Source organism: Neobacillus novalis NBRC 102450 (genome assembly GCF_001591805.1).
Taxonomy (GTDB): domain Bacteria; phylum Bacillota; class Bacilli; order Bacillales; family Cytobacillaceae; genus Neobacillus; species Neobacillus novalis.
In genome coordinates this window covers 144606-164860 of record NZ_BCVP01000007.1, presented here as the reverse complement: position 1 = coordinate 164860, position 20255 = coordinate 144606, and the positions used below count along the sequence as shown (strand labels likewise).

Genomic DNA, 20255 nt, shown 5'->3' with positions numbered 1-20255 from the left:
GCTTTTCTATTAATACATGAACCGATTCATAAAGCGGAGCCGGTCAAATTTTTGCACGGTTTCGAGATCAATGCGTTTACCAATACGAGCCATAAGGCAGTTAGCCGGATGTGAGCATATTTCGGGATCATCTGTCGCATACCATACTAATCCGCCAGCATTCATCATTTTTTCCATGATTTTGCGATATTCCCACACATTTAATTTGGTGTTTTTTAAATCCCAATGCCAATAATACTCTGTTGTGATAATCAGATAATCCTCCATCGCGTCATCCATCATCGATACGATTAACAGGTTTTTACCCACGGAGCAGCCTCTGAATTCTGGAATCACCTCAATGGCCCCAAGTTCGATTAAATTATCCATCTTTCCTTCAGACCAGCGCTCTAGCGGGTCTGGGTAAAGGTAGGTTACATAACCAACAATGGTATGCCGGTTTCTGGCGATAATAATCCTGCCTTCTTCTAGTTTCGCAATCCCAATTAAGGCCTGATGCTGCTGGGCAGGGGGGCGAAATGCGACAAGATCTTCATGAAATTCATAGCCTGCTAGTTTATCTGAAGAAATAGGGCCTTCAATAATTAAGTTCCCATGAGGAGTTTTCAATTGTTTAGCATTATAAGTCTTTTTGTGTTCCATACGGTCACCTACCCGGTAAGATCGTTTGTGTTTCAATTCTATTATACATAAAAACAAAAAGGATTTTACGAAATTTTCAGTTTTGTAAAAAATATTAAAATAATAACAAGTGTATTTTTAAAATTGTGAATAGTTACTATTTGTACTATAATAATCTCATATTCTTCAAGAGGGGGAGATTGGAATGAAAGTGGAAGCGTTGCCAGTTGTGCAGGGGGAACATAATTTACGTAATTATGATGAAACGTACAAGCAATTCGACTGGAAAGAAACCGAGAAGGCATTCTCTTGGAGCGAAACGGGGCTTGTTAATTTGGCCTATGAGGCGATTGACCGCCACGCCAAAACCTTCCGAAAAAATAAGGTTGCTTTATACTATCGGGATGCATCAAGAAATGAAAAGTACACCTTTAAGGAAATGAAAGATCTTTCAAACAAAGCTGGGAATGTGTTAAAAAATTATGGTGATGTAGAAAAGGGTGACCGTGTATTTATTTTCATGCCGCGTTCTCCCGAGCTTTACTTTACAGTTTTGGGAGCGATTAAACTTGGCGCCATTGTCGGCCCATTATTTGAGGCCTTTATGGAAGGGGCTGTCAGAGATCGTTTGCAAGACAGTGAAGCTAAAGTATTAGTTACGACCCCAGAATTGCTTGAACGTGTTCCAGTAAATGAACTACCGGCATTAAAGCATATTTTCCTAGTCGGAAAAAATGTAGAAGAAGAAGGCCCTTATATTAATTTCTTGGACAGATTTAGAGAGGCAAGTAAGGAATTACGAATTGAATGGGTGGACCGGACAGATGGTCTAATTCTGCATTATACATCTGGTTCTACAGGGAAACCAAAAGGAGTATTGCATGTACATAATGCAATGATTCAGCATTACCAAACAGCAAAGTGGGTCCTGGATTTAAAAGAGGAAGATGTTTACTGGTGTACGGCCGATCCTGGCTGGGTTACCGGGACTTCCTATGGAATATTCGGCCCCTGGTTAACAGGAACATCCAATGTGATTATTGGCGGACGCTTTAGTCCTGAAGCCTGGTATCAAATGATTGAAGATTTTGGGATCACGGTTTGGTATAGTGCTCCGACCGCTTTCAGGATGTTAATGGGTGCAGGGGATGAGGTTGTTAAGAAATTCGATTTAAGCAGCCTCAGGCACGTGCTGAGTGTTGGTGAACCGTTGAATCCGGAAGTAGTGAAATGGGGGGCAAAGGTATTTAATAAACGGATTCATGATAACTGGTGGATGACTGAAACAGGTGCACAACTGATTAGTAACTATCCTTGCTTGGAAATTAAGCCAGGTTCGATGGGTAAACCAATTCCAGGAGTGGAGGCTGCTATTGTCGATAATCAAGGGAATGAGCTCCCGCCATATCGAATGGGGAACCTCGCGATTAAAAAAGGCTGGCCATCGATGATGAATGCGATTTGGAATAACCCAGAGAAATATGAATCCTACTTTATGCCAAATGACTGGTACGTCTCCGGAGATTCGGCCTATATGGATGAGGACGGGTACTTCTGGTTCCAAGGCCGGGTTGATGATGTCATCATGACGTCCGGTGAGCGTGTTGGACCATTTGAAGTAGAAAGCAAGCTTGTTGAGCATCCCGCTGTTGCAGAGGCTGGTGTTATCGGAAAGCCGGACCCGGTTCGAGGGGAAATCATCAAAGCCTTTATCGCCCTGAGGGACGGATATGAACAGTCAGATGAACTTAAAGAGGAAATCAGGCAATTTGTGAAAAAGGGTCTTGCTGCCCATGCAGCGCCGAGGGAAATTGATTTCCGCGACAAACTGCCGAAGACGAGAAGCGGTAAAATTATGCGCCGCGTCTTGAAGGCTTGGGAGCTTAATTTACCAGCAGGCGACCTTTCCACATTGGAGGATTAATCAATAAGAAAAGCGCAAATTAAAACCGCACCGGTCAAATGATCGGTGCGGTTTTTTAGTATTATGGTGTTGTTACAGGTGTTTCAGTTTTTTCAGGTGCGGGTATTGCAGCTCCGACCTCAACAAGATTGGATGGAGCGGATTCGTTACCAGCGATATCGACTGCTGTTACATAATAAACACCATTTCCGGCATTATATGAAAGGCTCGAACCGTTGATAACACTCGCGACTTTTGTTGAAAATACATTCCCTTGGTAGACTCTGTAGCCCACAATATCATTATCCGATGCTGCTGACCAAGTTAATCTATTACCTGACGCTGTTAAACGAACACTATCAGGCTTCTTCCCGTTATCGACCATTTTGGCGTCTGGAACCAGAATTTTTCCCCAACGATCTCTCTCAGGAATAAGCTGTCTGGTATTTTTGAAATTCTTTCCGACCATTCGAGTAATAAAGTCCGGGTTTAAGATAAGACCAAACTGGGCAAACTCATTTGGGGTAGAATCTAACGCTAAATATCTTTTGCCTCCAATCGTGACAAACTTTCCTTCAATCAAGCTATCATCAATTTTCGTCGGAACATCTTTGACGTTAAAGTAATCACTTTCGATTAAACCGGCCTTTGAACACGCACTGGACGGCAGCATCCCTGAAACAGCACAATAGGATCGTTTCACAATTCCTTCTGGCATGGTAAAGGATTCTTTTGGCGCTACCAAATCCGGCCTGATTTTATAAGCTGCATTCATTAATTCAGCCCAAAGGTTATTTGTCCGCTGGCTGTAAGACAGCACTCCTTTAGACTGCAGCGATTTTGGCGTATCGTAACCAGTCCAAATGCCAAAGGTTACGTTTGGATTTGTCGCAACAAACCAGGAATCTGTATATTCATTACCTGTTCCTGTCTTCCCAGCCCAATCGGATTTGAAATTTAATTTACTGTTTATTCCAGAGGCTGTCCCCATTTTAACTACATCCCGCATCATGTCAAGGGTTATATAAGCTGTTTGCGGTTTGAAAACATCGACCGGCTTCACTTCATGCTGATAGATAATCTTGCCGTTTTTATCAACAATTTTATCAATCAAATAGGCATCAATAAATTTCCCATTGTTTGCAAACGTACTAAATGCATTCGTATTCTCCTCAATCGTCACGCCTTTCTCCAGCGATCCGATGGCGGCTGAAAGGTTTGTATAATCAGGCTTTATAAGAGAAGTAAATCCCATTTTTTCTAAGTACTTTGCTGGTTGTTGATCAACAATATCTTTGTATAGTTTTACGGCTGGAACGTTATAGGATTTTGCAAGCGCATAGCGGGCAGATACTAAGCCGCTATAACCTCCACTGTAATTTCGCGGCCATGGTTTATTTCTACTGGGATCCAAATATAATTCTACATTTGGCAACGGTGTTCCCGGTGCCGCTTTACCTAATTCGATTGCAGGGCCATAGACAAGAAGCGGTTTCATCGTGGACGCATTTGGCCTGTAAGCACTAGTTGCATGATTAAGCTGCTGTTTGTTGTAATCCCTTCCGGCAACAAAGCTAATAATCTTCCCGGTCTTATTTTCGATTAGTTCTGCTCCAACTTCGACAGGCTCCATAATCGTTTTCTTTTCTCCAGTTTCCGGGTCTTCCACTTCCTGAGGTTTATCTGCTCCATAGTATTTATAATTGTCCTTTACCTGCTGCATCACATCGTAAATATCTTTATCAATTGTCGTATGAATTTCGTAGCCATTTTGATGCAAATTATGGTTAGCCAATGTCTTGTACTTGTAATAAAGATTATCATCATTTTTTAAATCTTTTTCTGTATAGCCGTCCTTTTGTGCTAGCACAGTAGTCATAGTCTCGATGGCACGCTTTTCAATTTCAACCGTCAGCCACGGGTATCTTTCAAGCGGATTTGCAACCGGCGCGATAAAGTCCTTCGTGATATCATAGGCAGATGCATCGGCGTACTGCTTCTGGTTTATATACCCGCCGTCAAACATTCGCTTTAATACTGTTTTCATCCGGCTAAGTCCTGGTTCAAGATTGTTCTTAATTGTTCCCTCTCTTGTAAAAGGGGTATAGCCAAATGGACTTTGCGGCAGCCCAGCGATGAAAGCTGATTGTGCCAAGTTTAATTCACTTGCTTTCTTACCGAAAATCCCTTTAGCAGCCGTTTGTACACCGGCAATGTTTCGCCCGGATGAGTTTCTTCCAAAGGTTGAAACATTCAAGTAAGCTTCAAGAATTTCTTTTTTGTCAAAGAACTTCTCTAACCTGAGGGCAAGTAATATTTCATTGGCCTTCCTTTGAAAGGAAACCTCATTGGTTAGGATTTGGTTTTTTATTAATTGCTGTGTTAAGGTACTGCCGCCTGTTTGGACAGAAGAGTTGGATACTTCCTGGAAAACGGCGCGAAAAACAGCTTTTGGGACGACGCCATTATGCTTGTAAAAGTATTCATCTTCTGTAGCGACAACCGCGTTAATCAAATCCTTCGATACTTGATCAACCGTCACTTCTTCGCGTTCAAGATCGGTTCTAAGCTTACCAAGATAGACATTATTAGAAAAATATAATTCCGATGTTTCTGTGTAATTATAAATATCCTTTTTCATACTTTCGTATGAGCGCACGGGTTCATCCTTTACAAGCGAGGCGAAATAGCCGGCCCCAACCCCTGCACCGAATGAGCCTCCAATAATGACAACGGTCAAAATAAGGAGAAATAAGTTCCAAACGACTTGATATGTGATTCGTGCACTTTTCACCGTTTTTTTATGAGTAAACAAGTTAAGTGCGGATTTAGCTTTTTCCAACCATGCTTGTAATTTTTCATTTTTCAAAAGCATCACCTCTTCTAAAATCACATACATTATAGCATATAGCAGGTTTAAAAACTGACAAACTTCAACATTTTTCTGAAATTTCCAGTTTGTGTTTGACAGTCATCGAGAAATATGATAAAAAAACTATAAGTTAATTTTATATTAAAGCTATGAAGGGAACCAATTGTAGTTCTTCTATCCCTGTTTATAGAGAGCCTGGCGGTGGTGGGAGCCGGCACATATAGAAGAGTGAATTACCTCCTTGAGCTTTCTCTGTGAATTATATTATTAGTAACGGAGAACGGTGATAACCGTTATTTTTTTCGAGTTGGAGGATAATACCCTCAAGCTGGGTGGTACCGCGTAAAATTACGTCCCTGCATTGTTGCAGGGGCGTTTTTATTTTGAAGTTGGAGGGATTTAGAATGGATTTATTACAGGATTTAGCATGGAGAGGAATTATTTACCAGCAATCGGACGCTGAAGGGTTAAAAGAGCTTCTTGATACAGAGAAAATCTCACTATATTGCGGAGCCGATCCGACGGCGGACAGTTTACACATCGGACACCTGGTTCCGTTTTTAACACTGAGAAGATTTCAACAACATGGACACCGTCCCATCGTATTAGTCGGCGGTGCAACAGGGTTAATTGGCGATCCTAGTGGAAAGAGCGAAGAGCGCAACCTTCAAACCTTAGAGAAGGTTCAGGAAAATGTCGCCGGTATCCAAAAACAGTTAGCAGCTATTTTTGAATTTGAGGGTGAAAATGGCGCGACGATGGTGAATAACTACGATTGGGCCGGGTCGATGGATATTGTTACTTTTCTACGTGACATCGGCAAGCATATCGGTGTTAATTACATGCTCGCAAAAGACACGATTGCCTCACGGCTTGAGACAGGTATCTCATTTACCGAATTCACATATACCATTTTACAGGCAATGGATTTCAATCATTTGTATCAGCACCATAATTGTAAACTGCAAATTGGCGGCAGTGACCAATGGGGTAACATTACCTCTGGGTTAGAATTAATTCGGAAAATGCAGCCTGAAGGGGCAAAGGCATATGCTTTAACAATTCCGCTGGTGACAAAAGCAGATGGTACGAAATTTGGAAAGACAGAAGGCGGCGCTGTTTGGCTTGACCCTGAAAAAACTACACCTTATGAGTTCTATCAGTTCTGGATTAATACAGCCGATGCCGATGTTATCAAATATTTAAAGTTTTTCACTTTTCTTTCTCATGAGGAAATCGAGAATTTGGAAACAGCTGTTGCGGAAGAACCGCATCTCCGTAAAGCGCAAAAGGCATTAGCGGAAGAGATGACTCGTCTTATCCATGGCGAGGATTCATTAGAGCAGGCGATTAAGATCTCGCAAGCATTATTTAGTGGTGATGTTAGCAGTCTTTCTGCTGCTGAGATTGAACAAGGCTTTAAAGATGTGCCAGCCTATGAGTCAGCTGCTGAGGAAAACTTGGTCGACCTTTTAGTTGCCGCAAAAATTTCTCCATCCAAGCGCCAGGCGCGTGAAGACATTACCAATGGAGCGGTTACTGTAAATGGAGAGAAAGTAACGGACACCAGCTACATCTTGGTGGAATCCGATAAAATCGAGGGACAGTTTACCATCATTAGAAGAGGCAAGAAGAAATATACGTTAATAAAGTATTAAATAATCAGAGCTTTGGATTTCCAAAGCTCTTCTTTTAATAAAACTTCTTTAATACAAAAACCCCCGTGCCAAATTGGAACGGGGGTTTTTTTGAAAGATTAACGTGAGTAGAACTCAACGATGAATGTTTCGTTAATTTCAGCAGCAAGCTCAGAACGCTCTGGTAAGCGAGTGAACGTACCTTCTAATTTGTCAGCATCGAACGTTACATAATCAGGAATGTAGTTCGTTACTTCGATTGCTTCTTTGATCACATCAAGGTTACGTGATTTTTCACGAACGCTGATTGTTTGACCAGGAGCTACACGGTATGATGGGATATCTACGCGAGAACCATCAACTAAAATGTGACCGTGGTTAACTAATTGACGAGCTGCACGACGAGTGCGAGCAAGACCTAAACGGTAAACAAGATTGTCAAGGCGTGCTTCAAGAAGAATCATGAAGTTTTCACCGTGAACGCCGCTCATTTTGCCAGCTTTAACAAAAAGATTGCGGAATTGACGCTCAGTAACTCCGTACATGTGACGAAGTTTTTGCTTTTCTTGCAATTGTAATCCGTATTCAGAAAGCTTTTTGCGTTGGTTTGGACCATGTTGTCCAGGAGCGTAAGGACGCTTTTCTAATTCTTTACCTGTGCCGCTTAGAGAGATTCCAAGACGACGGGAAATTTTCCAGCTTGAGCCAGTATAACGAGCCATGAATGACTCCTCCTTCGTGTTTTTATTTTGGTAAAATAAAAACCGTTAAGAAACACAATAACAGTCATTTTGTTTTCATGCACCATCGCCCTAGCAGCGGAGGGTTACTCGATGCACCATCACAAAAGTGTGAGGAACAAAATGAAACAATTAAGTTTATTCTTATAGGCTGCAATATTTTACACAAATAATATTATATAATTTTTATTCCCATTAAGTCAAGAATAATTTTGCTTTCATCACGAATGTCCTATTGCTTAAAAAATAAGTAGAAAAAATTAATAAATTATTCAAAAAAACCTTCCAAAAGTATGCCAATATTAACTATAATTGGATTGTGATGTATATATCTGGAAGCGACGCTCGGAAGATTGAATGGATGCTTTTAAAGGAGATTTAATTTTGGAAGAAAACAAATATAAAAAATTATTTCAAATAACCGAAAAACTTCATTCGTCCCTGGATGTGAATACTCTGTTAGGTGAATTATTCGTTATTCTTCAAGAAGTATATCCTGACTTTTCGTATTACTTACTTCTTTCACAGGATACTCACAGCCACAATGACCTACCGATAATAGACCTTGACTATGATAGTGAAAATATGACAGCCATACATGCTTATGTATCGGGAAATATCCAATTTGAAAATTCCATTGTTGACAATCATGCCATTCTTTATGCCCCATTAAAAGGAGGGCAGGGGGTATATGGAGTATTGCAGATAATAGCGCCAAACACTCCCCATTTTCCCGATCATGAAATTGAATTTATTACTTTATTAGCCAGGTGTGCGGGAAGCGCATTAGAAAATGCCCAGCTATATCAACAGTCAAGGAGAGCCATAGCTGATTTGCAATTAATTAACGAAACCTCGCACCGCTTAAATTCTAACCTGCGGCTGACCGAGACCATGACATTTATGTCGGAACAAATCAAGACTTCATTTGATGCGGAAGAAGTTGGTTTTTTTCTATTTTCTCATGATCAAGTAAAGGTGAAAGTACTCTCAGGCTCCACTCCCTTTTTTTTCACAAAACAGGCTAGAAGCTATATCGACTACATAAAGGAAAAGATTCAAAAAGGAAGTGGTCCGCTGTTTATTGGAGATTTAAACCTTGCTAATATAACGAGCTTTCATTCCATAATGGCCGTACCAATGATTCAAAGACAGAAATTAAAAGGGTTTTCGATTATTATGCATCAAATACCCTATTTCTTCTCATTCGAGACATTTAAGCTGCTTCAATCACTATTACATCATTCATCATTAGCACTTACCAATTCTCTGCTTCGTGAGGAATTGGAAAAATTGGTCATCACGGACCATCTTACAAAGCTCCATTCCCGGAAGTTTTTGGATGAAAAAATCCAACGCTCGATGAAAAAGGATGAAGAAGGTACTTTTATTCTCATCGATATCGATAATTTCAAAGAAATCAATGATACCTATGGACATCAAATTGGAGATGAAGTGCTTATTCAGTTAGCCAATTTAATTAAAAGGATCATTCACGGAAGGGATATAGGTGCAAGGTGGGGCGGGGAAGAACTGGCCATCTACCTTCCCATGGTTCCTTTGAACACTGGAATCGCACTAGCAAAGAGTTTAGTTGAAAAGGTTTCAGAAAGCACGAATCCGCCTATTACCGTATCATGTGGTGTTTCCTATTGGAATAAAGAGCGGCTTGATTCTTATCAATATTTATTTAAAAGAGCGGATGAAGCTTTGTATATCGCCAAAGAAACAGGAAAGAACAAGGTAATTATCCAAGGAGACAATATAACGGTAAGCTAGGCACTCATTTTCTTGAGTGCCCTAACGATACGCGCCCAATCACCATATTGTATAATTAATTTTGGTAACGCTTACAAATAGGAGGGTCCAAATTGGAGAAGAAGAAATCGCGGTTTGAAACAGAAGTTATTCATGCAGGCTATTCTAACGATGAACATCAGGGGAGTTTAGTTCCCCCCTTGTATCAAACATCCACGTTTACCTTTGCAAATGCTGAACAGGGTGAACGAAGGTTTGCCGGCAAGGAAGAAGGGTTTATTTATTCCCGCTTGGGAAATCCAACGGTGAAAATACTTGAAGACAAGATAGCTGTTCTTGAAAAAGGAGAAGCAGCCTTAGCTTTTTCGTCTGGGATGGCTGCTGTAAGTGCAGTATTGGTGGCATTAACGAAAACGGGTGATCATATTCTTTGTTCCCAAGGAGTTTATGGTTGTACATTTGGGCTGATGGAGCTGTTAAAGGAGAAATATGGAATTGGACACGACTTTTCATTAATGGATTCAAAGGAATCGTTAGAAAATGATATTCTGCCTAATACGGCATGTATTTATATCGAAACACCAATAAATCCAACTATGAAGCTTGTTGACTTGGAGATGGTTGCAAGAATAGCGAATGAAAAGGGGATACCGGTTGTTGTCGATAATACCTTCTGTTCTCCCTATTTACAAACGCCTCTCGCATTAGGCTGCGACATCGTTATTCATAGTGCGACAAAGTATATATGCGGCCATGGCGATGTCATTGCCGGGCTGGTGGTCGGAAACAAGGAATTTATTGGAATTGTGTCTCGAACGACACAAAAGGACATTGGCGGCATTATCTCACCGTTTGATGCCTGGCTATTGCTAAGAGGAATAAAAACACTTCCAGTCCGGATGGACCGCCATTCAGCAAATGCAGCTCGTCTGTTTGAATTTCTGAAACATCACGCACAGGTCGACTCCATCTATTTTCCTGGGGATTCCGAACACGTGGATTATGATATTATGAAAAAACAAATGAAACAATCAGGCGGACTCATTTCTTTTACCATAAAAGGAACAAAGGAAACTGCGCAAAAGTTTATGAATCATTTACAATTGATAAAAATTGCTGTTAGTCTTGGCGATGCTGAGACATTGATTCAGCACCCAGCTACCATGACCCATGCAGTTGTACCGGAAGAAGAACGGAGAAAAATGGGGATTGAGAATACCCTGCTCCGTCTCTCAGTAGGCCTTGAAGCATGGGAAGATATCAAAGAAGACCTAGAGCAGGCATTTGATAAAATTTAACGAAAAACTCGCCAGAAGGCGAGTTTTCTTTATAAGTGTTCAACAATGACAGCTGCGAATTCTTCGAGCTTTTGTTGGTCTAGTTCATCGAAGCGGTTTGTTTCTGGTGAATCGATATCTAATACACCAATTAATTGGCCGTCTTTTACAAGCGGAATGACTATTTCGGATTGAGAGGCAGAGTCACAAGCAATATGGCCTGGAAACTGATTTACATCTTCAACACGAATGGTTTCCTGCTTCAAGGCAGCGGTACCGCACACACCCTTGCCAACAGGAATGCGGATACAGGCAGGAAGACCTTGAAATGGCCCCAGCACAAGTTCTCCATTTGTATCTATTAGATAGAATCCGACCCAGTTAACACGATCAAGAAATTGATTCAACAGGGCAGAAGCATTACTGAGGTTAGCAATTTGGTTTTTCTCGTCATGAAGAAGAGCACGCAATTGCTTTATAACAAGTTCATAATTTTCTTCACGGCTTCCAGTATACATTTCGACGTTAAACATGAAATTTCTCCTTTTTTCTTATACTTTATTATTTATTTTATCAGAAATAGAAGAAAATGAGCAGACTTTGTCGATATTTTCATAAAGGAATCAGCGAGGACACAAAGAATCATTATGTAAGGGGATAATGGGGAAGACCTGAAGGGGGATAATCAATGAACAAGAATGCAAAAGAAGCAATAGTTAAGGCCGCTATTTCGTTGTTTAATTCAAATGGGTATTCGGGTACGTCGATTAGGGATATTGCCAGTTTAGCAAATGTAAATCCAGCAGCCATTGCCTACCATTTCAAGAATAAAACGGGACTCTTAGAATATTGCTTTATGCATTTTTTTGAACAGTATATCAGCAAAATTGAAGATGCTTACGCTTTCATTGATAGAGGTGCAAAAGAATGTTTAAAGCGGATTGCGGCAGATTTGCTCTTTTATCAAAGTGAACATATTCAGTTAACCAGTTTTGTGTATCGGGAGATGTCGATTGAATCACAAGTTGTCAGAGAAATCATGTCGACATATTCGTTGAAGGAAAAGTACTATTTTCAGAAAATATTTGAAAGGGGCTTTGAATGGAATGAATTCCGCCCACATTCCATTCCCTATTTAATTATCCAGCTAAAAGGTCTGTTAATGATGCCATTTATGAATACACGCTATATGAGAGAGGTCTTGTACGTTTTTCCAAATGAGCCGTTCTTTCAGCAAAAATATTTAAAAGAAATTCACTTATGGATTGATAAAACCCTCTGCTCGGATGTGCCAATAAAAAAGGGAGCGGTTATAAAATAGCGGTATTCGCTATTTTTTTTTGCCGAAATGTGCCTAATTTTAGAGTAAATTAGGACTTGAAACATCCGTTTATTTTATTTTACAAAAAAATTGAAAATTATAGTCAAAAATTGTCGTTTACATGGTATCATAAAAGCATTGAATCGAAAATTAACTTATTAATATAAATAGATGAAATCATATAACAGAATCAATGTTTTTGGATATAGGGGGCTTACTAGTGATTTATTATTTCATTGGATTTTTCATCCTCGTACTTGCCTTATTTGTATTAGGATATTTAATAAAGAAGAAATACTTTAAAGAAATGGACCGGTTGGAAGCGTGGAAAATCGATTTAATGAACCGGCCTGTACTTGATGAAATGTCAAAGGTGAAGCAGTTAAATATGACTGGCCAAACGGAAGAACTTTTCGAAAGTTGGCGCAATCAATGGGACGATGTTGTTACCGTACAGCTTCCTGATTTAGAAGAGATGCTTTTTGATGCAGAAGAGTACATAGATCGGTATCGATTTAAAAAAGCAAAAGGTGTTCAACAAGAAATTCAGGCTAAGCTACAGGAAACTGAGGATCAAATAAAGAAGATATTGGAAGAGTTGCATGAGCTCGTAGGCAGTGAAGAAAAAAACAGGGTTGAAATTGAGGAACTAAAAGATCTCTATCGAGAATCGAAAAAGATGCTCCTGGCCCACCGTCACAGCTTTGGCAATGCCGAAAAACACTTAGAAGAGCAGCTGAGTGATGCGGCCCAAAAATTCCAAGAATTTGATGAAAAAACCGAACTTGGTAATTACCTTGAAGCCCGTGAAGTGGTTTTACTGATGCATAACCAGCTTGGAACCATTAAAAGCCATATGGATTTGATTCCGCAGCTTTTAATTGAATGCCAATCCCTTCTTCCGAATCTGATGTCCGAATGTTTAGACGGACACCGTGAAATGACAGAACAGGAATATTACTTAGATCATATTAATGTGGCAATGGAAATTAAGCGATTGGAAGAAAAGCTTGCCGAGAATTTACGTTTGATTGAAGCAACAGAAATTGAAAAAGCGGAAGAAGGAATCAAAGAAGTAAAGCAAAGAATTGATATCCTTTTTGACCTCTTAGAAAAAGAAGTTCACGCTAAGCATTTTGTAGTAAAGAATGAAAAGGCTGCCTATGAACTTCTAGCTGTTGCCCAAGAGGAAAATAAATATCTTTCAGATGAAGTGATCCATGTACAGGAAAGTTATCAGTTATCTGAAAGTGACTTTGAAACACAAAGGAATCTTGAAAAGGAATTTGGTACTGTTTATAAACACTATGATATTCTGGTTGAAAAGTTGAAAATGAATGCAACCGCTCAAAGCGTGATTGGCGAGGAATTAAGTGCCCTTAAAGATCAGCTTGATGTCATCCGCGAAGGGCAGCAGGATTTTGCGCTAAAACTTCAAGCGCTTAGAAAAGATGAACTAGAAGCAAGGGAAAAGATTAAGGAGCTTACAAAACAGGTGGGTGAAACGGTTCGTTTTGTTTCTAAAAGTAATGTGCCTGGATTGCCGGCCGATTATAAATATTTATTAGAGGATACAAATGAAAGTATTCAAAATGTTAGATTCCAGCTGGAAGAAAAGCCATTGAATATTTCTGCCCTCAATCAGTATTTAGAAATTGCCGAGTTAACGGTTGAAAAACTTGTTCATACTACCTATGAAATGCTTGAGAATGTCACGCTTGCTGAGAAAGCCATTCAATATGGTAATCGGTATCGAAGACGTTATCCATCCGTTGCAAAAGGATTATCAGAAGCAGAAATAGCATTTAGACAATACGATTATCAAGAAGCTTTAGAACAAGTCGCCGCCTCATTAGAGGGAATCGACCCGGATGCCTTAAAAAAAATAAAAGCAAGTATTGAAGTATAATAACAAAAAGGAAACTCGCTGTTCGCCGGCGAGTTTTCTTTACTTTTTCAATCTTACAAGTTTATGATAAGATTTATTTTTGAAAGTGCGTTTTTGTTGGAGGAGAGAAGAAATGATTTATTTCGATAATAGTGCAACGACTAAACCATATAAAGAGGTATTAGATTCATTTATGACGGTTTCTAGTGAATATTTTGGAAATCCCTCCTCACTCCATGGTTTAGGGGGACAGGCCGAGAAGCTCCTTTCACAGGCGAGGGAACAAGTAGCCAAGCTGCTGGAAGTGAAACCGTCCGAGATTTATTTTACCTCCGGCGGGACTGAAGGGAATAATTTAGCGATAAAAGGTGCTGCGTCGGTTAATAGGAATCGAGGCCGGCATTTGATTACATCAAGTGTGGAGCACCCATCGGTTAGGGCGGCAATGGAGCAGCTTGAGCAGGAGGGCTTCGAAATAACGTATTTGCCTGTTGACAAGACTGGAAGAATTTCAGCCGCTGACGTTGAAAAGGCAATCAGAAAAGAGACCATCTTAATCTCGATTATGCAGGTGAACAATGAAGTTGGAACCGTTCAGCCGATTGAAGAGGTTGGAAACATACTAAAAGAATACCCAGCGATTTTATTTCATGTCGATGCAATTCAAGGCATTGGAAAAGTTCCTTTGTCTTTAACTGAAAATAGAGTAGATTTTTGTTCTATTTCTGGGCATAAATTTCATGGATTAAAAGGTACAGGTGCCTTGTTTATTCGTGAAGGTGCAAGACTTGCTCCATTATTTTCCGGAGGCAGTCAAGAACGGAAAATGCGGAGCGGCACCGAAAATGTGGCAGGAGCGGTTGCGCTGGCAAAAGCGCTTAGAATAACGATGTCGAAAAGTAATTCAGGTACCGCGAAAATGATGAAAATCCAGAGCATGCTAAGAACAGGGTTGAATGGTATCGAAGGAATCAAGATAAATACCCCAATTGAAAATGCAGCACCGCATATTTTAAATTTTTCACTTAAAGGAATGAAATCGGAGGTATTTATCCATGCACTTGAGCAGCGGGAGATCTTTGTCTCGACGACTAGTGCCTGTTCTTCAAAGAAGAAAACACCAAGTAAGACACTTCTCGAAATGGGTGTCCCGGAAAGTTCCGCTGAAAGTGCCGTCAGGATAAGTCTTTCCTTTGATAATACTGAAGCTGAGGCGGGGACCGTTATCGAGGCGATTGAAAAAACGGTAAACCAACTACGAAAGGTTATGAATTAAATGAACTATGACCGTATACTAATCCGCTATGGAGAAATATCAACAAAAGGCAGAAACCGCAATAAATTTGTGGAAAAGTTAAGAAAAAGTGTAAAAATCGCTCTTGCCCCCTTTCCGAAAATAAAAGTAGAGGCAAGCCGTGACCGGATGTATGTGTTATTAAATGGAGAAAATGGGATAGAAATCATTGAAAAATTACAGACTATATTTGGGATTCAGTCCTTCAGTCCGGCAATAAAGGTAGCTAGAGATGTGGAATCATTAAAACAGGCCGCACTTCAATTAATTCAAAACCTCTATAAGGAAGGGCAAACATTTAAAGTAACCACTAAAAGGTCTGATAAAACATATGAACTGGATACGGATGGTGTCAATCAAACGATCGGGGCACATTTGTTAAAGAATGTATCCGGTATAAAAGTAGATGTAAAAAATCCCAATATTAATTTGCGGGTTGAGATCAGAAAGGAAGCCATTTATTTATCGTGCGAAACCATTCAGGGTGCCGGCGGCCTTCCGATAGGATCAAGCGGCAAAGCAATGCTCATGCTTTCCGGCGGTATTGATAGTCCGGTTGCAGGTTATATGGCAATGAAGCGGGGAGTTGAGATTGAAGCCGTTCATTTTTTCAGCCCACCATTTACCAGCGAAAGATCAAAGGAAAAGGTCATTGATTTAACGAAGAAGCTGGCGGAGATTTATGGTTCAATCACTTTGCACATTGTACCCTTTACCGCTATTCAACAAGCCATTCGCGAACAAATCCCAGAAAATTATTCGATGACAACAACAAGAAGAATGATGCTGAGAATCACGGATGAAATTAGGAAGAACCGTGAAGGCCTTGCAATTATTACTGGTGAAAGTCTCGGGCAGGTGGCCAGTCAAACAATTGAAAGTATGTATGCGATAAATGAAGTGACCAATACGCCTGTTTTGCGTCCGTTGATTACAATGGACAAGACCGATATCATTAAGGTTGCGCAAGACATTGATACGCTGGAAATATCAAACAGGCCATTTGAGGATTGCTGTACCATCTTTGTTCCAGCCTCTCCAAAAACAAAACCTAAAAGGGAAAAAGTTAATCACTATGAAAGCTTTTTTGATTTTGAACCAATGATTCAAGAAGCTGTCCAGGAAATTGAAACACTTGTGATTAAACCGGATATCGAAAAGCAATCAGAATTTAACGCATTATTTTAAAAAAGTAAATTTTGAACTTTTTGTGAACAATTACCAGTTGTGAGATGGAATGAAGCTCGGCAATTCTACACATTCTATACTCACAAGGAGGTGATATCACATGGCAAACAATTCAAATCAATTATTAGTTGCAGGTGTTGAACAAGCTCTTGACCAAATGAAATATGAAATTGCAAACGAATTTGGTGTAAATCTTGGAGCAGACACTACTTCACGCGCTAACGGTTCAGTTGGTGGTGAAATCACAAAGCGTTTAGTTCAAATGGCTGAGTCTCAATTAGGCGGCGGATTTTCTCGATAATAAAAAATAAATACAATGGCTACAGAGAGTGTGGAGGGTTTCCTCCCACTCTTTTTTGTTTTCGTTTTTTAAAAAGAGGTATATAATTAGCATCAGGTACTAGGAGTAAATAAAAATTAAATCATATTTTAAAATTTTTATTTAATTCTGTATAATTAAACTAAAGGAAATATTTGAGGAGGAGAACCATGAAACGCGGAGAATTAATTGCACCTGAAAAGTATAATCTTGTTTCAGAAATGGAGCGTTTTGCTAAGGATCCGAAAAGGGTTGCATTGAAATGGGAAAATGAAGCAGGTGAAACAAAACAAGTTACATATGAGTATCTAATGAAGCAGGTAAACCAAGCGGGAAATGTTTTCTCCCAAAATGGTTTAAAAAAGGGCGATGTCGTTCTTATTATTGTTCCGCGTCTTATTGAAGCATATGTCGTTTATTTGGCAGCCTTAAAAGCAGGAATGATAGTGATTCCAAGCTCAGAAATGTTAAGAGAAAAAGATTTACAGTACCGGATAACTCATGGTGATGTTAAAGCAGTAATAAGTTATTATCCATACGTTGATCAATTTGCACATATTACCGAAATACAACCTCTGGTTAAATTTACGATTGGGGCAGAAGAAAAAGGCTGGATCCATCTTGATGCTGAAATGGAAAAAGCTAGTACCAAATTCACGATCGCTGATACGCTTAGGGATGATATGGCCTTTTTATCCTATACATCAGGAACAACGGGAAATCCTAAAGGTGTTGTCCACACACATGGCTGGGCCTTTGCGCATTTAAAAACAGCGGCACCTAAATGGCTTTGTATTGAAGACGGAGATACGGTTTGGGCAACAGCCGGTCCCGGGTGGCAAAAATGGATTTGGAGTCCATTCTTGTCCGTACTTGGCTCGGGAGGTACGGGCTTAGTCTACAACGGAAAATTTGACCCGAAAAAGTATTTAAGCCTGCTCCAAAAATACGATGTCAACGTCCTCTGCTGTACGCCTACGGAATACCGGTTAATGGCAAAAGTCGACAACTTGGATGAATATCAATTACCAAACCTGCATAGCGCGGTATCCGCAGGTGAACCGCTTAATCGTGAAGTGATTGATATATTTAGGAAGTATTTTCATATCGATGTCCGTGACGGCTATGGGCAGACAGAAAATACCTTACTTGTCGGTGTAACAAAAGGGATGGAATTGAAATCGGGTTCAATGGGCAAACCGACACCTGGGAACAGAGTAGAAATAATTAACGAAGAAGGTCAGGTTTGTGCCGTCGGTGAAGTGGGCGATATTGCCGTCCATGTGGAAACACCAGCTTTATTCAAAAACTATTATAAGGACCCGGAAAGAACGGCCATGCAGTTCCGCGGTGATTATTATGTGACTGGCGATAAAGCCAAGATGGATGAGGATGGCTATTTCTGGTTCGAAGGCCGCGGTGATGATATTATTATCAGCTCCGGCTACACGATTGGACCGTTTGAAGTAGAGGATGCATTAGTTAAACATCCATTTGTAAAAGAATGTGCGGTGGTGGCAAGCCCTGATGAAGTCCGCGGCTTTATTGTTAAAGCTTTTGTGGTCCTAAAGGAGGAAGTCGACTCCAATGATCCTGACTTAACGAAAAACCTGCAGGAGCATGTCAAAGCCCTTACAGCACCATATAAGTACCCAAGAAAAATCGAGTATTTGACCGAGCTTCCAAAAACAACCTCAGGGAAAATTCGCCGGATTGAACTGCGGCAAAAAGAAATGCAATCTGCGAAACAAGTATAATTTTAAAATGAAGGCAGGCGGTTTTACCGTCTGCTTCTTAACTTTATATTCCGAAGGAGAATGAAAAATGGGGAAATTGTGGTATGGCGGAACGATTTATACACTTGAAACGGAAACGGAAATGGTTGAGGCTGTTTATACAGAAGGAGACCGAATTATTAAAACGGGGGAAAAAGCAAAATTAGAAGAAATTTTTAACGGAACGATTTCGGAACGGGTCGACCTGAAAGGCGCGACGATGTTTCCAGGATTTGTTGATAGCCATATTCATTTAATTGGCCATGGAGAAAAGCTAATCCGGCTTGATCTTTCAGGATTGAATTCGAAAGAAGAGGTCCTTGCTGCAGTTCGAGAATTTGCCGCGGATGTGAAACCGGGTGAATGGATTATTGGCGAAGGCTGGAATGAAAACCGCTGGGCGCGAAAAGAACTGATTCATCGACAGGAATTGGATGAAATTGCTCAAGATAATCCAGTCATGCTGAAGCGGGTCTGCCGCCATGCAATGGTTGTTAATTCAAAAGCGCTTGCAACCGCTGGGATTTCAGAAGAAACTGTGTGTCCTGCAGGCGGGGTGATTGAAAAAGATATCGAAGGGAGATTAACAGGTCTGCTGAAGGATAAAGCCCAAGAATTTATTCAAGCGGCGATCCCGATTGTTTCAGAAGAATATTTGCAAAAATCAATGAGATCTGCCATTAAAGATTTATATCGCCTAGGCATTACCGGTGTCCACACGGAGGATTTAAACTATTATGGCGGGTTCCATCGTACATACAAAACGTTTAAAAAGGTAATCGAAGAGGAGGGGCTGAGGTTCAGAGCTCACTTACTTGTTCATCATGAGGTCATTGATGATGTGGCTTCCATAGGATCAGGCTTTTTATCGGGTAACGAATGGATTGAATTCGGTGCGATGAAAATATTTGCTGATGGCTCGATTGGCGGAAGAACAGCACTTTTAAGCCGCCCCTACAATGATGCACCAGAGACAAATGGGGTGGCCATTTTTAGTCAGGAAGAATTAAATGCCCTAGTCGCCAAGGCACGTGAAAATAGCCTCCCAGTAGCAATTCACGCCATTGGTGATTTAGGATTTGAATATGTCCTTAACGCGATTGAAGCACATCCACTAATTGGACCCGGCCGGGACAGGCAGATACATGCCCAAATTTTACGGCAAGACCTTATTGAAAGGGCGAAAAAACTCCCAGTTGTCCTTGATATCCAACCCGTATTCATGGCATCGGACTTTCCGTGGGTCATCGAGAGGGTCGGAGAAGAGAGAATAAAGTATTGCTACGCATGGAAGACATTATTGAAAGAAGGTCTTCACTGTGCAGGGGGATCTGATTCCCCAATTGAGCTGCCTAATCCGATGTTTGGTATCCATGCTGCGGTAACAAGGACAAATAGGAATGACCCTGAAGGAATGGTCTATGGTGAAGAACAGGCTTTAAGTGTGTATGAAGCGGTCAGTTTATTCACGAAAGGCAGTGCGTATGCAGCCTGTCATGAGGAGGACCGTGGAATGATTAAGGAAGGATTTTTGGCGGACTTTACCGTGCTGGAACAAGATATTTTTAAACTTCCTCCATCCAGTTTCCCTACCGTTAATGCTGTATTGACGGTCATTGGCGGAGATATTGTTTATAAAAAAGAGTAACCTGGAAACAAATA

15 protein-coding genes and 1 other annotated feature are annotated in these 20255 nt (G+C 40.5%); of the genes, 11 read left to right on the top strand and 4 right to left on the bottom strand.

Going from position 1 to position 20255, the window contains the following annotated elements; genetic code table 11:
• Positions 1-9 precede the first annotated feature (9 nt).
• The gene (locus tag BANVL01_RS05360) at positions 10-642 is read right to left on the bottom strand and encodes a GNAT family N-acetyltransferase (RefSeq protein WP_066090877.1); all 633 of its coding nucleotides are present in this window, start codon (positions 640-642) and stop codon (positions 10-12) included.
• Between the two features lie 184 nt (positions 643-826).
• Here BANVL01_RS05360 and acsA point away from each other — a divergent pair, with 184 nt between their 5' ends.
• Complete coding sequence (gene acsA / locus BANVL01_RS05355; protein WP_066090872.1) at positions 827-2545, top strand: acetate--CoA ligase; 1719 nt, start codon at positions 827-829, stop codon at positions 2543-2545.
• Positions 2546-2606: 61 nt separating this feature from the next.
• On the opposite strand, the gene BANVL01_RS05350 is transcribed toward acsA, so the two are convergent.
• A complete protein-coding gene (locus tag BANVL01_RS05350; RefSeq protein ID WP_066090871.1) occupies positions 2607-5399 on the bottom strand; it encodes a transglycosylase domain-containing protein in 2793 nt (930 codons plus the stop codon).
• A gap of 137 nt (positions 5400-5536) precedes the next feature.
• Positions 5537-5757 (top strand) — a binding site (T-box leader).
• A 43-nt stretch (positions 5758-5800) separates the two neighbouring features.
• Between BANVL01_RS05350 and tyrS the strand changes: the two genes are divergently transcribed.
• The gene (gene tyrS, locus BANVL01_RS05345; protein WP_066090868.1) at positions 5801-7054 is read left to right on the top strand and encodes a tyrosine--tRNA ligase; all 1254 of its coding nucleotides are present in this window, start codon (positions 5801-5803) and stop codon (positions 7052-7054) included.
• A gap of 98 nt (positions 7055-7152) precedes the next feature.
• Here tyrS and rpsD read toward each other — a convergent pair whose 3' ends face one another.
• Complete coding sequence (rpsD, locus tag BANVL01_RS05340) at positions 7153-7755, bottom strand: 30S ribosomal protein S4 (RefSeq protein WP_066090865.1); 603 nt, start codon at positions 7753-7755, stop codon at positions 7153-7155.
• 402 nt (positions 7756-8157) lie between these two features.
• Here rpsD and BANVL01_RS05335 point away from each other — a divergent pair, with 402 nt between their 5' ends.
• A complete protein-coding gene (locus BANVL01_RS05335; RefSeq protein WP_235845487.1) occupies positions 8158-9552 on the top strand; it encodes a sensor domain-containing diguanylate cyclase in 1395 nt (464 codons plus the stop codon).
• A 92-nt stretch (positions 9553-9644) separates the two neighbouring features.
• Positions 9645-10829, top strand: coding sequence for a methionine gamma-lyase (megL, locus tag BANVL01_RS05330; protein WP_066090858.1), 1185 nt, complete (start codon positions 9645-9647; stop codon positions 10827-10829).
• 29 nt (positions 10830-10858) lie between these two features.
• Here the strand turns inward: megL and msrC are convergent, their stop codons facing one another.
• Positions 10859-11341: a free L-methionine (R)-S-oxide reductase MsrC gene (gene msrC, locus BANVL01_RS05325; protein ID WP_066090856.1), complete on the bottom strand. Its 483-nt coding sequence runs from the start codon at positions 11339-11341 to the stop codon at positions 10859-10861.
• Positions 11342-11496: 155 nt separating this feature from the next.
• Here msrC and refZ point away from each other — a divergent pair, with 155 nt between their 5' ends.
• From refZ to BANVL01_RS05290, 7 genes are all read left to right on the top strand, one after another.
• Positions 11497-12129 (top strand): forespore capture DNA-binding protein RefZ, encoded by a 633-nt coding sequence (gene refZ, locus BANVL01_RS05320; RefSeq protein WP_066090853.1) that lies wholly within the window; start codon positions 11497-11499, stop codon positions 12127-12129.
• A 220-nt stretch (positions 12130-12349) separates the two neighbouring features.
• Entirely contained in the window at positions 12350-14038 is a 1689-nt protein-coding gene (ezrA, locus tag BANVL01_RS05315) for a septation ring formation regulator EzrA (protein ID WP_342342326.1), read from the top strand.
• A 112-nt stretch (positions 14039-14150) separates the two neighbouring features.
• A complete protein-coding gene (locus tag BANVL01_RS05310; protein WP_066090846.1) occupies positions 14151-15293 on the top strand; it encodes a cysteine desulfurase family protein in 1143 nt (380 codons plus the stop codon).
• Positions 15294-16499: a tRNA uracil 4-sulfurtransferase ThiI gene (gene thiI / locus BANVL01_RS05305; protein WP_066090843.1), complete on the top strand. Its 1206-nt coding sequence runs from the start codon at positions 15294-15296 to the stop codon at positions 16497-16499. It abuts the gene before it with no gap.
• A gap of 100 nt (positions 16500-16599) precedes the next feature.
• Positions 16600-16800, top strand: a complete 201-nt coding sequence (locus tag BANVL01_RS05300; protein ID WP_066090841.1) for an alpha/beta-type small acid-soluble spore protein — start codon at positions 16600-16602, stop codon at positions 16798-16800.
• 188 nt (positions 16801-16988) lie between these two features.
• The gene (gene mbcS, locus BANVL01_RS05295; protein ID WP_066090838.1) at positions 16989-18575 is read left to right on the top strand and encodes an acyl-CoA synthetase MbcS; all 1587 of its coding nucleotides are present in this window, start codon (positions 16989-16991) and stop codon (positions 18573-18575) included.
• Between the two features lie 67 nt (positions 18576-18642).
• Positions 18643-20241: an amidohydrolase gene (locus BANVL01_RS05290; protein WP_066090835.1), complete on the top strand. Its 1599-nt coding sequence runs from the start codon at positions 18643-18645 to the stop codon at positions 20239-20241.
• The last annotated feature ends 14 nt before the right edge of the window (positions 20242-20255 follow it).